Here is a 16,108-nt window from a genome sequence, read left to right as displayed (position 1 = left end):
ATGACCGACAGCACCAGCACCAGCACCGAAGCGGTCCTCGACCGCGCGCGCTTCGGTACGGACGGACTGCTCCCCGCCATCGTGCAGGAGGAATCGTCGAAGGACGTCCTCATGCTCGGCTACATGGACCGTGAAGCCCTCCGCCGTACCCTGACCGAGGGCCGGGTGACCTTCTGGTCGCGGTCCCGGAGCGAGTACTGGCGCAAGGGGGACACGTCGGGCCACGCCCAGTACGTCCGTGCCGCCGCCCTGGACTGCGACGACGACACGCTCCTCGTCACGGTGCAGCAGGTCGGAGCCGCGTGCCACACGGGTGCCCACCGGTGCTTCGACGTCGACCCGCTCGAGCCGGTGACCGCCTCGGCGCCCGACACCGCGGCTGCGGACGGGACGGCGCGATGAGCGACTCGCCCCGCACCACGCTCCGCGACGACTTCGACGGACTCGTCCGCGACGGCCACCGCGTCGTGCCCGTCGTCCGCGCGCTCTTCGCCGACAGCGAGACGCCGGTCGGGGTCTACCGGAAGCTCGCCGACGGTCGCGCCGGGTCGTTCCTGCTGGAGTCCGCCGGACAGGGCGGCCTCTGGTCGCGCTGGTCGTTCGTCGGTGTCCGCAGCTTCGGCGTCCTCACGCAGGAGGGCGACCGCGCCGCCTGGATCGACACCGGGATGTCGGCCGACCGGGCCGTCGGCTCGCTCAACGGGCAGCCGCTGGAGGTCCTCGCGCGGCTGCACGAGCGCTGGGCGACGCCCCGCGTGCCGGGCATGCCGCCCCTCGTCGGCGGCACCGTCGGTTTCATCGGCTGGGAAGCGGTCCGTCAGCTCGAACACCTGCCCGACGCGCCGCCCGCCGACTTCGACGTGCCCGGACAGGCGCTGTCGTTCGTCGCCGAACTCGCCGCCCTCGACCACCGCAGCGGACTGGTGCTCCTGGTCGCGACGGCGCTCAACGACGGCACGGACGATGCCGACACCCTGTGGTCGGACGCGCAGGCCCGGCTCGACCGGATGCAGGCCGACCTCGTGCAGCCGAGCATCGCGACCGTCGCCGAGGCGTTCGACATCGCCGAACCGACCGCACGCTCCCGGTCCACCCCGGAGGAGTACGCGGCCGCCATCGAGCGGTCGAAACAGTTCATCCGCGACGGCGACGTCTTCCAGGTCGTCATCTCGCAGCGGTTCGACCACGAGGTCACGGCAGACCCCCTCGACGTCTACCGAGTCCTCCGCACGTTGAACCCCAGCCCGTACATGTACTTCCTGTCGCTCGCGGGCACCGACGGCCGGCCGTTCTGGATCGTGGGAGCGTCACCCGAGGCCCTGGTGAAGGTGCAGGACGGTCGCGCGATGACGCACCCGATCGCCGGCTCACGGCCGCGCGGTGCCACGACGGAAGAGGACGTGCGCCTCGGCGACGAGCTGCTGCAGGACCCGAAGGAGCGCGCCGAGCACCTGATGCTGGTGGACCTCGCCCGCAACGACCTGCAGAAGGTGTGCGAGCCGGGGACGGTCGCCGTGACGGAGTTCATGACGGTCGAGCGGTTCAGCCACATCATGCACCTGGTCTCCAGCGTCGAGGGGGCGATCCGCCCGGGGATGTCGGCCATCGACGTGTTCCGGGCGACCTTCCCGGCCGGCACGCTCTCGGGTGCGCCGAAGCCGCGCGCGCTGCAGATCATCGACGAGCTCGAACCCGCGAAGCGCGGGGCGTACGCGGGGGTCGTCGGGTACTTCGACTTCGCCGGGGACGCCGACGTCGCCATCGCGATCCGCACCGCCCTCATCCAGGACGGCGTCGCACGGGTGCAGGCCGGTGCCGGGCTCGTCGCCGACTCGGACCCGATGAGCGAACACCTCGAATCGGTCAACAAGGCCGCCGCCCCGCTGCGTGCCGTCGCGACCGCCAACCGGATGACCGGGGTCGCCCCGTGAAGCGCTCCCGACCGCTCGTCGTCGTCCTCGGACTCCTGGTCGCCGGACTCGTGATGTTGTCGTGGACGCAGACCTGGTTCACCGTGCACCTCGACCACACGGCGGCCGTCGTGAAGACCGTGGACGCGGACGGAGCCACCGTCGTGCCGCAGTACACCGCAGTCGCGATCGCCAGCCTCGCCCTGTTCCTGGCGATGACGATCGCCGGCCGTTTCGTCCGCGTCGTGCTCGCCGTGGTGCAGGTCCTGCTCGGGGTGGCCGTCGTCGTCACCGGCGTCACGGCACTGTCCGATCCGGTCGCCGCCGCGCGGAGCGCCATCGGATCGGTCGCCGGCGTCAGCGACATCGGCGCCGTCCGGCAGGTCGTCACCGGAGTCGACGTCGGTGTCTGGCCGGTCATCGGGATCATCGGCGGGGTCCTCGCGTCGCTGCTCGGCGTCGCGGTGCTCTTCCTGCAGCGGTCCTGGCCCGGCCCGAGCCGGAGGTACGGCGATGCCGCCACGCCCGGAGCGGCCTCCGCGGCCGGGGCCGGCGGCGGTCCCGCGTCCGCCGACGGCGCTCCGCGCCGACCCGTCGTCCGCGACGCGGTCGTCGACTGGGACGACCTCAGCGCGGGCGTCGACCCGACCGTGGGGGACGCCGCCGCCGGGCAGTCCGACACCCCGGACACGGTAGGATCGACGGAGCGCCGCCCGACCGGTGGCGCCAGCGACCACGAGGAGCACCGTGAGCAACACTGAGCCCGCAGAACTCGGCGAAGGCCACTCGCCGGCGGCCTGGACGGCCGTCGTCATCATGCTGATCGGCTTCGCGGCCGGGACGCTCTGCTTCTGGTTCGACATCGCCTGGGGCGTGTGGGCGTCCGCTGCCGTCGTCGTGATCGGTCTCATCGTCGGCTTCGCGATGGGCAAGGCCGGCTACGGCGTCAACGGTCCGAAGTACGTCACCAAGCACCACGGCGGCTGAGCCCGTGTCGGCGCCCGTCAACGGCATGCCCACGCCCGGCACCAACCTGCTGCAGAGCCTGGTCGCCGGTGCCCTCGAGGACGCCGCCCTCCGACGTCTCGACCGTCCGTACGCGGACGTCGAGCGTGACCTCGACCGGGTCGCCTCGCCGCTCGACGCGCTGCAGTTCCTGGCCCCGGGTGACCGGGTGAAGGTCCTCGCCGAGGTCAAGCGTGCGAGTCCGTCCCGTGGGTCGATGGCCCCGATCGCGGACCCGGCTGCCCTCGCCGCCGAGTACGAGCGCGGCGGAGCCTCTGCGATCAGCGTGCTGACGGAGGGCCGGAAGTTCCTCGGCACGCTCGCCGACCTCGAAGCGGTCAAGGCCCGCGTCGGCATCCCCGTGCTCCGCAAGGACTTCATCGCCGACCCCTACCAGGTCGTCGAAGCGCGTGCGGCCGGAGCGGACATCGTCCTGCTCATCGTCGCGGCCCTCGACCAGCCCACGCTCGTGCAGCTCCACGGCCTCGCCGAAGAGCTCGGCATGCGCGTCCTGGTCGAGGCGCACTCCGCGGACGAGGTCTCGCGCGGCCTCGACGCCGGCGCACGGATCCTGGGTGTGAACGCCCGCGACCTGACCGACTTCTCGCTCGACCGCGACCTCTTCGGGTCATTGGCCGACCGGATCCCGGACGGGGTCGTCCGCGTCGCCGAGTCCGCAGTGAAGACCCCCGCCGACGTGGCCCACTACCGGTCCGCCGGCGCCGACGTCGTCCTCGTCGGGGAGGCGCTGGTCACCGGCGCCGACCCCGCCGCCACGCTCGCGTCGTTCATCGACGGCTGACAACCCGTCCGGTGCACGCCGGACACCCAGGAGCACCACCGTGACCTCACTCCGTGACCTGCAAGGCCCCTACTTCGGCGACTTCGGCGGGCGGTTCGTCCCCGAGTCGCTCGTGCTGGCGCTCGACGAACTCGAGACCGCGTTCCGTTCGGCCTGGGCGGACCCGTCCTTCCGGGACGAGCTGGACACCCTCCAGCGCGACTACACCGGACGCCCGTCGATCATCACCGAGGTGCCGCGGTTCGCCAAGCACGCCGGTGGCGCCCGGATCATCCTCAAGCGCGAGGACCTCAACCACACCGGCTCGCACAAGATCAACAACGTGCTCGGTCAGGCGCTCGTGGCCCGTCGGCTCGGCAAGACACGGCTGATCGCGGAGACCGGTGCCGGCCAGCACGGTGTCGCCACCGCGACGGCAGCGGCCCTGTTCGGGATGGACTGCGTTGTGTACATGGGCGCCGTCGACACCGAACGACAGGCCCTCAACGTCGCCCGGATGCGCCTGCTCGGCGCCGAGGTCATCCCGGTGGAGACCGGATCGCGCACGCTGAAGGACGCCATCAACGACGCCCTCCGCGACTGGGTCGCCAACGTCGACTCCACGCACTACCTCCTCGGCACGGTCGCCGGCCCGCACCCCTTCCCGGAGATGGTGCGCCAGTTCCACAAGGTGATCGGCGAAGAGGCTCGGCAGCAGGTCCTGGACCGCGTCGGTCGACTGCCCGACGCCGTCGCCGCGTGCGTCGGCGGCGGGTCGAACGCGATGGGCATCTTCGAGGCGTTCCTCGACGACGAGTCGGTCCGGCTGCACGGGTTCGAAGCGGGTGGCGACGGTGTCGAGACCGGGCGCCATGCCGCCAGCATCACCCTGGGGCGGGAAGGCGTGCTGCAGGGCGCGAAGTCGTACCTGATGCAGGACGAGGACGGCCAGACCATCGAGAGCCACAGCATCTCGGCCGGGCTCGACTACCCGAGCGTCGGTCCGGAGCACGCGTACCTGGCGTCGATCGGCCGCGCGCAGTACGAGCCGATCACCGACACCGAGGCGATGGAGGCCTTCCGGCTGATGAGCCGGACCGAGGGCATCATCCCCGCGATCGAGTCCTCGCACGCCCTCGCCGGGGCGATCAAGCTCGGCAAGGAGCTCGGGCCCGAGGGTGTCATCCTCGTGAACCTCTCCGGCCGCGGTGACAAGGACGTGGCCTCGGCCAGCCGCTACTTCGGCATCCTCGACGAGACGGCGGAGCAGTCGTGAGCACGAACAAGACCGTTGCCGACACCATCGACCGCGCCAACGTCGAGCGCGCCGGGGCAGTCGTCGGCTACCTGCCGGCCGGCTACCCCGACCTACAGACCAGCGTGGACGCGGCCGTCGCCCTCGCCGAGAACGGCGTCGACGTCATCGAGCTCGGCCTGCCGTACTCCGACCCGGTGATGGACGGACCGGTGATCCAGCGCGCTGCGGAGGAGAGCCTGGCCAACGGCTTCAAGGTCGCGCAGGTGTTCGACGCCGTCAACGCGATCACCGAGCGGGTCGACGTGCCGGTCCTGGTGATGACCTACTGGAACCCGGTCCTGCGCTACGGCGTCGACCGCTTCGCCGACGACCTGGTCGCAGCGGGTGCCGCCGGCCTGATCACGCCGGACCTGATCCCGGACGAGGGCCAGCAGTGGATCGACGCGTCCGAGCGCACCGGTCTCGACCGGGTGTTCCTCGCGGCACCGTCCTCGACGGACGTCCGGATGCGCCAGGCCGTGGACCGCAGCCGTGGGTTCGTCTACGCCGTCTCGACCATGGGCGTCACCGGCGCCCGGCTGGGCGTCGACACCGCCGCCCGCACGGTGGTCTCCCGACTGCGGGACGCCGGTGTCCAGCGCACCTGCGTCGGTCTCGGCATCTCCACCGCCGACCAGGTCGCCGAGGTGCTCGAGTACGCGGACGGCGCCATCATCGGTTCAGCGTTCGTCCGTGCACTCGCCGACCTCGGCGTGACCGGGGTCGCGGACCGCGCCGCCGACCTGTCGTCCGGCGCAGCGCGGCGCTGACCCGCGCTACAGTGATCCGGGCCGACCAGCCCGCAGGGCAAGGGGCCAGCCCCATCGACTGCCCAGCTCCACACGTGAAAGGCGACAGTCGCACATGCCCCTCCTGAGCATCCCGAGCCCGAGCACGGCCTGGCAGTACTTCGACCTGACCGCCTGGCTGCAGCGTGTGGCCGGCTTCACGCTGCCGCTCGACTTCCGGATCCACGCGTACGCGATCTGCATCCTCGTCGGGATCGTCATCTGCGTGCTGCTCACGAACAGCCGACTCAACGCCCGTGGTGCCGAGCGGTGGATCATCATCGACATCGCGATCTGGGCGGTGCCGGCCGGCATCATCGGCGGTCGCCTGTTCCACGTCTTCACCCACGTCAGCGACTACTTCGGTCCCGGCATCGACCCGTTCTCGATCTTCTACATCTGGGAGGGCGGCCTCGCCATCTTCGGCGCGCTGATCCTCGGGTCGGTCGGCGCCTGGATCGGCTGCCGCATGGCGGGCCTCCGCTTCTCGGCCTTCATCGACGCCGCCGCCCCCGGTGTGCTGCTCGCCCAGGCCGCGGGTCGTCTCGGCAACTACTTCAACCACGAGCTCTTCGGCATGCCGACGAACCTCCCGTGGGGTCTGCAGATCGAAGCGACGAACCCGGCCTACCCGAAGGGGCTGCCGGAGGGCGTGCTGTTCCACCCCACGTTCCTCTACGAGATCATCTGGAACGTCGTGGGCGCCGTGCTGATCCTGCTCATCGACCGCCGTCTCCGCCTGCAGTGGGGTCGCGTCATGGCGCTCTACCTGATCTGGTACGGCGTCGGCCGGTCGGTGCTCGAGTCCATCCGCGTCGACACGAGCGAGACCTTCGCCGGCATCCGCACCAACGTCTGGATGTCCTTCGCCGCGATCCTGCTCGGCATCATCATCTTCGCGATCCAGTCCCGACGACACGTCGGCAAGGAACCGAGCCCGTACCTGCCGGGTCGCGAGCCGCGCTCGAAGTCCGATGTAGACTCGGACGACACCTACTCGGAGCACGACACCACGACCGGTGTCGCCGATCCGGAGCCGGTCGCCGTCGTCGCCGACCGACACTGAGGTCCCCAGCCTCTCCCGAACGCAGCACCACACCGCGCTTGCCGTCCGCCACAAGCGGACTCCACTCCTCGCACGCCGTCAGGGCACAGCCTGACGGCGAGCACGGGCACCAGTCCCGCCCGCTCGGGCGGAACGCACCACCGGGCCATCGCTGTCCCTGTTCCACTTCCTCGTGAGGACGGTTCCCCATGGCGCTCCTGCCACCCCAGCCCTCTGCAGTCCCGAACGGCGCGAACGACCCGTCGACACGGACCGGGCTCCGCTCGCCGCACCGACGGTTCTCCGCGATCCCCGACCCTGCCGGCATGTACGACCCGGCGAACGAGAAGGACGCCTGTGGCCTGGCCATGGTCGCGACGCTCCGCGGGACGGCCGGACACGACATCGTCGACGCCGCCCTCGGTGCGCTCCGCAACCTCGAGCACCGCGGTGCCGTGGGGTCGGACGCCGGCACCGGTGACGGCGCGGGCATCCTCTGCCAGGTCCCCGACGCCTTCCTCCGGGACGTCGTCGACTTCGACCTGCCGGACGCCGGTCAGTACGCCGTCGGCACGGCCTACCTGCCGCTCGACGCCGACGCCCGCGCTGACGTGAAGGCCACGGTCGAGCAGCTCGCCACCGCCGAGGGGCTCCGCGTGCTCGGCTGGCGCGAGGTGCCGGTCCGGCCCGAGGTGCTCGGCACCCTCGCCCGCGCTGCCATGCCCGCCTTCGAGCAGGTCTTCGTCGCGTCCACCCACCACGACGAGCAGGGCGCACTGCGCTCCGGCATCGAACTCGACCGCCAGGCGTTCCGCCTGCGCAAGCGTGCGGAGCAGGGCAGCGAGCTCTACTTCATGTCGCTGTCGAGCCGCACCATGGTCTACAAGGGCATGGTCACGACGCTCCAGCTCGAGCCGTTCTACCCCGACCTCAGCGACGAGCGCTTCGCGTCCCGTCTCGCGATCGTGCACTCGCGGTACTCCACGAACACCTTCCCGTCGTGGCCGCTCGCCCAGCCGTTCCGTTCGCTCGCGCACAACGGCGAGATCAACACCGTGCGCGGCAACCGCAACTGGATGCGCGCCCGCCAGTCGCAGCTCGAGAGCGAACTGCTCGGCGACATGGGCCCGCTGCTGCCGATCGTCAGCCCGGGGGCGAGTGACTCGGCCTCGTTCGACGAGGTCCTCGAACTCCTCACGCTGACCGGCCGGTCCCTGCCGCACGCGATGTCGATGATGGTGCCGGAGGCCTGGGAGAACCAGACCGACATGGACCCCGAGCTCCGGGCGTTCTACGAGTACCACTCGATGCTCATGGAGCCGTGGGACGGCCCGGCGGCGATCACGTTCACCGACGGCACGCTCGTCGGCGCCACGCTCGACCGCAACGGGCTGCGTCCCGGACGGTTCCTGGTCACCGACGACGGCCTCATCGTGATGGGCAGCGAGACCGGCGTCATCGACGTGCCCGCCTCGAAGGTCGTCCGGAAGGGCCGTCTGCGTCCGGGCCGGATGTTCCTGGTCGACACCGAGAACGGCCGGATCATCGAGGACGACGAGGTCAAGCACGACCTGGCGACGTCCGGCCCCTGGGCCGAGTGGCTCGAGTCCGGGCGCATCAACCTCAACGACCTGCCGGACCGCGAGCACATCGTGCACACCCCGGCGTCGGTGACCCGACGTCAGCGTGCCTTCGGCTACACCGAGGAAGAGGTCCGCATCCTGCTGCGTCCGATGGCGCAGACCGGGGCCGAGCCGCTCGGCGCGATGGGCTCCGACACGCCGATCGCGGTGCTGTCGCAACGTCCGCGCCTGCTCTTCGACTACTTCACGCAGCAGTTCGCACAGGTCACGAACCCGCCGCTCGACTCGATCCGCGAGCAGGTCATCACGTCGATGGGACTCGGGCTCGGCCCGGAGCGCAACCTGCTGAGTGCCGGGCCGGAGCACGCGAAGCAGATCGTGCTCGACTTCCCGGTGATCGACAACGACGAGTTGGCGAAGATCCAGCACTTCGAGACGGTCTCGGGTCGGCACCTCACCGTGACGATCCGTGGGCTCTACCGGGTCGACGCCGGCGAGACGGCGATGGAGCAGCGCCTCCAGGCCGTCTGTGACGAGGTCGACGCGGCCATCGAGTCGGGCAAGCAGTTCATCGTGCTCTCGGACCGCGACGGCAACGCCGAGAGTGCGCCGATCCCGAGCCTCCTGCTGCTGGCCGCGGTGCACCACCACCTGATCCGCACCGAGCAGCGCATGAAGGTCGGCCTGATCGTCGAGGCCGGCGACGTGCGCGAGGTGCACCACGTGGCGACCCTGATCGGGTACGGCGCCTCGGCGATCAACCCGTACCTCGCCATGGAGACCTGCGAGAACCTCGTGCGGTCGGGCATGATCACCGGGCTCACGCCGGAGCAGGCCGTCAAGAACGTCATCAAGGCGCTCGGCAAGGGCGTCCTGAAGATCATGTCGAAGATGGGCATCTCGACGGTGTCCAGCTACGCCGGTGCCCAGGCGTTCGAGGCGGTCGGGCTCAGCCAGGAGTTCGTCGACCGGTACTTCACCGGGACCTCGTCGATCCTCGGCGGTGTCGACGTCGACGTGATCGCGGCGGAGAACGCCGAGCGGCACGCGCAGGCGTACCCGCAGGACGGCGCGGTGCTCTCCCACGAGCGCCTGCAGACCGGCGGCGAGTACCAGTGGCGCCGCGAAGGACCGCCGCACCTGTTCAACCCGGACACCGTCTTCCGCCTGCAGCACGCGACCCGTGCCCGCCGGTACGACGTGTTCCGCGAGTACTCGAAGGCGGTCGACGACCAGTCCGAGCAGCTGATGACGCTGCGCGGCCTGTTCGGCTTCAGCGCCGGGGACCGGACCCCGGTGCCCCTCGACGAGGTCGAGCCGATCGCCGAGATCGTCAAGCGGTTCAACACCGGCGCGATGTCCTACGGGTCCATCTCGCAGGAGGCGCACGAAACGCTCGCGATCGCGATGAACCGTCTCGGCGCACGGTCGAACACCGGTGAGGGCGGCGAGGACGTCGAGCGCCTGCTCGACCCGGAGCGCCGCAGCGCGATCAAGCAGGTCGCCTCCGGTCGGTTCGGCGTGACGAGCATGTACCTCACGCACGCCACCGACATCCAGCTGAAGATGGCGCAGGGTGCCAAGCCCGGCGAGGGCGGCCAGCTGCCCCCGCAGAAGGTGTACCCGTGGGTGGCCCGGACCCGGCACGCGACCGCCGGTGTCGGCCTCATCTCGCCGCCGCCGCACCACGACATCTACTCGATCGAGGACCTCAAGCAGCTGATCTTCGACGTGAAGCGGGCCAACCCCTCGGCACGCGTGCACGTCAAGCTCGTCAGCCAGTCCGGCATCGGTGCGGTCGCGGCCGGCGTGACGAAGGCCCTGGCCGACGTCGTGCTCGTCTCGGGCCACGACGGCGGCACCGGCGCCAGCCCGTTGAACTCGCTGAAGCACGCCGGCACCCCGTGGGAGATCGGCCTCGCCGAGACGCAGCAGACGCTCATGCTCAACGGCATGCGCGACCGTGTCACGGTGCAGGTCGACGGACAGATGAAGACCGGTCGCGACGTCGTCGTGGCCGCGCTGCTCGGCGCCGAGGAGTACGGCTTCGCGACCGCTCCGCTGGTGGTCGAGGGGTGCATCTTGATGCGCGTCTGCCACCTCGACACCTGCCCGGTGGGCGTCGCCACGCAGAACCCGGAGCTCCGCAAGCGCTTCTCCGGCAAGCCGGAGTTCGTCGTGAACTTCTTCGAGTTCGTCGCGCAGGAGGTCCGTGAACTCCTCGCCGAGCTCGGTTTCCGGAGCCTCGACGAGGCGATCGGTCATGCCGACGCCCTCGACGTGGACCGTGCGGTCGAGCACTGGAAGGCGTCGGGTCTCGACCTCGGGCCCGTGCTCAAGGGACCGGAGTTCGCCCCCGACGAGCCGCGCAGCCGTCGCCGCGCGCAGGACCACGAACTCGAGCAGCACTTCGACGTCCGGCTCATCGCCGAGGCGTCCGACGTGCTCGAGCACGGTGGCACGCTGTCGCTCGACCTGCCGATCCGCAACACGGAGCGCGCGGTCGGCACGATGCTGGGCCACGAGGTCACGCTGCGACACGGCGAGAACGGGCTGCCGACCGGCTCGATCGACATCACCCTCCGCGGGTCGGCCGGGCAGTCGCTCGGCGCGTTCATGCCGGCCGGCATCACGCTCCGCCTGGTCGGCGACAGCAACGACTACGTCGGCAAGGGGCTGTCCGGCGGCGAGATCGTCGTCCGTCCGGCCGAGGACGTCGGGTTCGACCCGGCGGAGAACGTCATCGCGGGCAACGTCATCGGCTACGGCGCCACCCAGGGCAGCATGTTCATCCGCGGCATCGTGGGGGAGCGCTTCCTGGTCCGCAACTCGGGTGCGACCGCGGTGGTCGAGGGTGTGGGCGACCACGCGCTCGAGTACATGACCGGCGGCCTCGCGCTCATCCTCGGCGAGACCGGCCGGAACCTCGGTGCCGGCATGTCCGGAGGCACGGCGTACGTCCGCGGCCTCCGTCGCGAACTCGTCAACACCGACGCGCTGGCCTCGGGGGAGCTCCGGCTGGAGCCGCTCGACAGCGCCGACGTCGAGATCGTCACCGACCTGCTCCGACGGCATGCCGACGAGACCGGCTCGACGATCGCCGCGGGGCTGCTCGACTCCGGCGACTTGTCCGAGTTCGTCAAGGTGCTGCCGCGTGACTACGCGGCCGTGCTCGAGACGCGTCGACAGGCCGTCGACGAGGGCCTCGACCCGGACGGCACCGTCGTCTGGAACCGCATCCTGGAGGTCACCGGTGGTTGACGACATCCGCACCGGCGACCCCGCCGTCCGCTCGACCCGCACCCGCTCGACCCGCACCCTCACCCAGGAGGTGACCCGTGGCTGACCCCAAGGGGTTCCTGAAGGTCCAGGAACGTGAACTGCCGCCCCGCCGCCCCGTCCCCGTCCGGCTGATGGACTGGAAAGAGGTCTACGAGCAGCAGGAGTCGGGTGCGCTGAAGCGTCAGGCCGGCCGCTGCATGGACTGCGGCGTGCCGTTCTGCCACCAGGGCTGCCCGCTCGGCAACCTCATCCCCGAGTGGAACGACCTCACCTGGCGCGGCGAGGGCCGTCAGGCGATCGAGCGTCTGCACGCGACGAACAACTTCCCGGAGTTCACCGGTCGCCTCTGCCCGGCCCCGTGTGAGGCGTCCTGCGTGCTGGGCATCAACCAGCCGCCGGTGACCATCAAGCAGGTCGAGGTCGCGATCATCGACGACGCGTTCCAGAACGGGTGGGTCACCCCGCACCCGCCGGAGCGCCTGACGGGCAAGACCGTCGCCGTCGTCGGCTCCGGCCCCGCGGGTCTCGCTGCCGCGCAGCAGCTGACCCGGGCCGGCCACACGGTCGCCGTGTACGAGCGCGACGACCGCATCGGTGGTCTGCTCCGCTACGGGATCCCGGACTTCAAGATGGAGAAGCGGCAGATCGACGCCCGCCTCGCCCAGATGCAGGCCGAGGGCACCCGCTTCCGTGCCGGCGTCGAGATCGGCCGCGACATCACCTGGGACGACCTGAAGTCCCGCTACGACGCGGTCGTCGTCGCCACCGGTGCCACGGTGCCGCGCGACCTGTCGATCCCGGGCCGCGACCTGTCCGGCGTGCACTTCGCCATGGACTACCTGGTCCAGCAGAACCGCGCGAACGCCGGTACCGTCGTCGACAACCAGATCACCGCCGAGGGCAAGCACGTCGTCGTGATCGGCGGCGGTGACACCGGCGCGGACTGCATCGGCACCGCGCACCGGCAGGGCGCGCTCAGCGTGACGAACCTGGCGATCGGCAAGCAGCCGCCGCTCGAGCGTCCCTCGGAGCAGCCCTGGCCGATGTTCGCGACCGTGTACGAGGTCACGAGCGCCCACGAGGAGGGCGGGGAGCGCATGTTCCTCGCGTCGACGGTGGAGTTCCTGGCGAACGAGGCCGGCGAGGTGCGTGCCCTCCGCGTCGCCGAGACCGAGTACCTCGACGGACGTCGCGTCCCCAAGGCCGGCACCGAGCGGGAGATCCCGGCGGACCTGGTGCTCATCGCGCTGGGCTTCACCGGTCCCGAGACCGACACGCTCGAGCCGCAGCTCGGTCTCCCGACGAGCGTCTCCGGCGGTGTCAGCCGTCAGGCCGACTACACGACCAACGAGCCGGGCGTCTTCGTCGCCGGTGACGCCGGTCGCGGTCAGTCCCTGATCGTCTGGGCGATCGCCGAGGGCCGCGCCGCTGCCGCGAAGGTCGACGAGTACCTCGAGGGTTCGACGATCCTGCCGTCCCCGGTCAAGGCGACGGACCGGGCGATCTCGGTCTGATGGTCCCCTCCCCGTAGACGAGAGGCCACTCGCACTCGATAGGGTGCTGGTGGCCTCTCGTCGTTCCCGAAGCCACACCACCACACGAAGGAATCCATTGAGACGCGCAAAGATCGTTTCGACGCTCGGACCTGCAACCGCCGACTACGAGGTCGTCAAGCAGATCATCCAGGCCGGGGTCGACGTGGCCCGCCTGAACCTCAGCCACGGTGACTACAGCGTGCACGAGGCCAACTACGAGAACGTCCGTCGCGCCGCCGAGGAGCTCGGCAAGCCGGTCGCGATCCTCGTCGACCTGCAGGGCCCGAAGATCCGTCTCGCGAAGTTCGCGGACGGCCCGCACGAGCTGGCCGTCGGCGACGAGTTCACCATCACGACCGAGGACGTCCCCGGCACGAAGGACGTCTGCGGCACGACCTTCAAGGGCCTGCCGCAGGACGTCAAGCCCGGCGACCCGCTGCTCATCGACGACGGTCGGGTCCGCCTGCGCGTCCTCGACACCGACGGCGTGCGCGTCCGCACCGAGGTCGTCGTCGGCGGCACCGTCTCGAACAACAAGGGCATCAACCTGCCCGGGGTGGCGGTGAACGTCCCCGCACTGAGCGAGAAGGACGAGGCCGACCTGCGCTGGGGCATCCGCCAGGGCGCCGACCTCATCGCGCTCTCGTTCGTCCGGAACGCCTCGGACGTCGTGCGCGCCCACGAGATCATGGACGAAGAGGGCAAGCGCCTCCCCGTGATCGCGAAGGTCGAGAAGCCCCAGGCCGTCGACGCGCTCGAGGAGATCATCGACGCCTTCGACAGCATCATGGTCGCCCGCGGTGACCTCGGCGTCGAGCTGCCGCTCGAGGCGGTCCCGATCGTGCAGAAGCGCGCCGTCGAGCTGTCCCGCCGGATGGCGAAGCCGGTCATCGTCGCGACGCAGATGCTCGAGTCGATGATCTCGTCCCCGATCCCGACCCGCGCCGAGACCTCCGACGTCGCGAACGCCGTCCTCGACGGTGCCGACGCGGTCATGCTCTCGGGCGAGACCAGTGTCGGCGAGTACCCGGTCGAGACGGTCCGCACCATGGCCCGCATCGTCGAGTCGACCGAGGACCACGGCCTGGAGCGCATCGCGCCCCTCGGCACCAAGCCGCGCACCCTCGGTGGTGCGATCACCCTCGCGGCCGTCGAGATCGCCGAGTTCACCGAGGCGTCGTACCTCTGCGTGTTCACCGAGTCGGGTGACTCCGCGCGTCGTATGTCGCGCCTCCGCCACGGCCTGCCGATCATCGCGTTCACGCCGAACGAGGCGACCCGTCGCCGCCTGGCGCTGACCTGGGGCGTACGCTCGTTCCTGGTCGACCGGAAGACGCACACCGACGAGCTCTTCTCGCAGGTGGACGACGTCCTCATCGGCAACGGTCTCGCCATCCCCGGCGACCGTGTCATCGTCACGGCGGGTTCCCCTCCCGGACTCGAGGGCTCGACGAACGACCTCCGGGTGCACCGCGTCGGTGACGCGCACGCCGAGGCCGCGCCGGCGTACGTCCGCGACTGACCCCGGACCGATCGACGAGAGGCCGTCACCCGGACCGGGCGGCGGCCTCTCGTCGTGTGACGCTCGGCTGCTCAGTCGGCCGGGAGGCCCGCGGTGCGTCCTCGACGCCGGCCGCGTCGGTAGCGTGGTCCCGTCCCGATCGACCGAACACGCGAGGAGCGTCGCATGGCTGACCCGAGCCTCCAGCCCGACCGCCCACCGTCGGACCGTGCACCGTCCGGCGGCGCGACGCGCTCCCGCGCCGACGTGCAGCGGTGGCGCCGCTACCTGGCGGACGAGCGTGCCGAGGCCGCCGTCTACCGGAACCTGGCCACGCGGCGGAGCGGCGAGGAGCGCGAGATCCTGACGGCCCTCGCCGAGGCCGAGGGGCGACACGAACAGCACTGGCGTGACCTGCTCGGCGACGACGTCGGCCGTCCGCTCGCAGGCAGCCTGCGGACCCGTGTCCTCGCCGCCCTGGCGAAGCGGTTCGGGTCGGTGTTCGTCCTCGCACTCATGCAGCGGGCCGAGGACCGCTCGCCGTACGCGGACGACGCCGACGCCACCGCGACGATGGCCGCCGACGAGCGGATCCACGGCGAGGTGGTGCGGGGGCTCGCGAACCGGGGCCGGATGCGCCTGTCGGGGACCTTCCGCGCCGCGGTCTTCGGGGCGAACGACGGCCTCGTGTCGAACCTGGCGCTCATCATCGGCATCAGTGCCTCCGGAGCCGATCGGCACTTCGTCCTGCTCAGTGGCATCGCCGGTCTGCTCGCCGGGGCGCTGTCGATGGGCGCGGGGGAGTACGTGTCGGTGCGGTCGCAGCGGGAACTGCTCGAGGCCTCGGCGCCGCACCCGGAGGCGCAGCACGCGGTCGCGGACCTGGATGTCGACGTGAACGAACTGGCGCTGGTGTACCGGGCGCGGGGGATGAGCGAGGACGAGGCCGCCGCGCACGCCGACGAGGTCATCGCCTCGCTGCTCGTCGCCCCGACCACGGGCGGCGTGCCGGTCGTCCGGTCGCGGTCGGCCCTGCCCCGACCGGGCGTCACCGAGGACGGGGACGACCACGAGGCGATCGGCACCGGGACGAGCGCGGCGCTCTCGAGCTTCTGCTTCTTCGCGTCGGGTGCGGTGATCCCGGTGCTGCCCTACCTGTTCGGGCTCGAGGGCTGGCCGGCCATCGGTCTGGCGGCAGCCCTGGTCGGCCTCGCCCTGCTCGGCACCGGCGCGGTGGTGGGTGTGCTGAGCGGTGCTTCGCCGCTGCGGCGCGCCCTGCGGCAGCTCGGCATCGGTTTCGGCGCCGCCGCCGTGACGTACCTGCTCGGTCTGCTGTTCGGGACGAGCACCGGCTAGCGGCCGGTGAGCGTCCGGCAGTGGC

At 70.9% G+C, this 16,108-nt stretch carries 12 protein-coding genes; all 12 read left to right on the top strand.

The genetic code is table 11. From position 1 onward, the window contains the following. The 12 genes from hisI to DEJ33_RS03060 all read left to right on the top strand — a co-directional run bounded on the left by hisI (position 1) and on the right by DEJ33_RS03060 (position 16,083). Positions 1-402 (top strand): phosphoribosyl-AMP cyclohydrolase, encoded by a 402-nt coding sequence (gene hisI, locus DEJ33_RS03115; protein WP_111194254.1) that lies wholly within the window; start codon positions 1-3, stop codon positions 400-402. Further along, on the top strand, positions 399-1,931 hold the full coding sequence (locus DEJ33_RS03110; RefSeq protein ID WP_111194253.1) for an anthranilate synthase component I: 1,533 nt from the start codon (positions 399-401) through the stop codon (positions 1,929-1,931). Before hisI ends, DEJ33_RS03110 begins: the two co-directional genes overlap by 4 nt. Next, positions 1,928-2,671, top strand: coding sequence for a Trp biosynthesis-associated membrane protein (locus DEJ33_RS03105; RefSeq protein WP_111194252.1), 744 nt, complete (start codon positions 1,928-1,930; stop codon positions 2,669-2,671). The genes DEJ33_RS03110 and DEJ33_RS03105 overlap by 4 nt, the downstream gene beginning before the upstream one ends. After that, a complete protein-coding gene (locus DEJ33_RS03100; protein ID WP_110902204.1) occupies positions 2,658-2,897 on the top strand; it encodes a DUF6704 family protein in 240 nt (79 codons plus the stop codon). The genes DEJ33_RS03105 and DEJ33_RS03100 overlap by 14 nt, the downstream gene beginning before the upstream one ends. A gap of 46 nt (positions 2,898-2,943) precedes the next feature. Next, the gene (gene trpC / locus DEJ33_RS03095) at positions 2,944-3,717 is read left to right on the top strand and encodes an indole-3-glycerol phosphate synthase TrpC (RefSeq protein ID WP_111194296.1); all 774 of its coding nucleotides are present in this window, start codon (positions 2,944-2,946) and stop codon (positions 3,715-3,717) included. A gap of 40 nt (positions 3,718-3,757) precedes the next feature. After that, the gene (trpB, locus tag DEJ33_RS03090; protein WP_111194251.1) at positions 3,758-4,972 is read left to right on the top strand and encodes a tryptophan synthase subunit beta; all 1,215 of its coding nucleotides are present in this window, start codon (positions 3,758-3,760) and stop codon (positions 4,970-4,972) included. Next, entirely contained in the window at positions 4,969-5,763 is a 795-nt protein-coding gene (gene trpA, locus DEJ33_RS03085; RefSeq protein ID WP_111077215.1) for a tryptophan synthase subunit alpha, read from the top strand. Before trpB ends, trpA begins: the two co-directional genes overlap by 4 nt. Before the next feature lie 94 nt (positions 5,764-5,857). Continuing rightward, positions 5,858-6,847 carry a prolipoprotein diacylglyceryl transferase gene (gene lgt, locus DEJ33_RS03080; protein ID WP_111077214.1) on the top strand — a complete coding sequence of 330 codons (990 nt, stop codon included), beginning with the start codon at positions 5,858-5,860 and terminating at the stop codon, positions 6,845-6,847. 305 nt (positions 6,848-7,152) lie between these two features. Then, positions 7,153-11,670 (top strand): glutamate synthase large subunit, encoded by a 4,518-nt coding sequence (gene gltB / locus DEJ33_RS03075; protein ID WP_111194295.1) that lies wholly within the window; start codon positions 7,153-7,155, stop codon positions 11,668-11,670. Positions 11,671-11,747: 77 nt separating this feature from the next. After that, entirely contained in the window at positions 11,748-13,205 is a 1,458-nt protein-coding gene (locus tag DEJ33_RS03070; protein ID WP_111077213.1) for a glutamate synthase subunit beta, read from the top strand. A gap of 97 nt (positions 13,206-13,302) precedes the next feature. After that, positions 13,303-14,748 (top strand): pyruvate kinase, encoded by a 1,446-nt coding sequence (gene pyk, locus DEJ33_RS03065; RefSeq protein WP_110902209.1) that lies wholly within the window; start codon positions 13,303-13,305, stop codon positions 14,746-14,748. 165 nt (positions 14,749-14,913) lie between these two features. Continuing rightward, positions 14,914-16,083, top strand: coding sequence for a VIT1/CCC1 transporter family protein (locus tag DEJ33_RS03060; RefSeq protein WP_111077212.1), 1,170 nt, complete (start codon positions 14,914-14,916; stop codon positions 16,081-16,083). Positions 16,084-16,108 lie beyond the last annotated feature (25 nt).

This window comes from Curtobacterium sp. MCPF17_047 (assembly GCF_003234045.1).
Classification (GTDB): Bacteria; Actinomycetota; Actinomycetes; order Actinomycetales; family Microbacteriaceae; genus Curtobacterium.
This window is presented reverse-complemented; position numbering and strand designations above follow the sequence as displayed.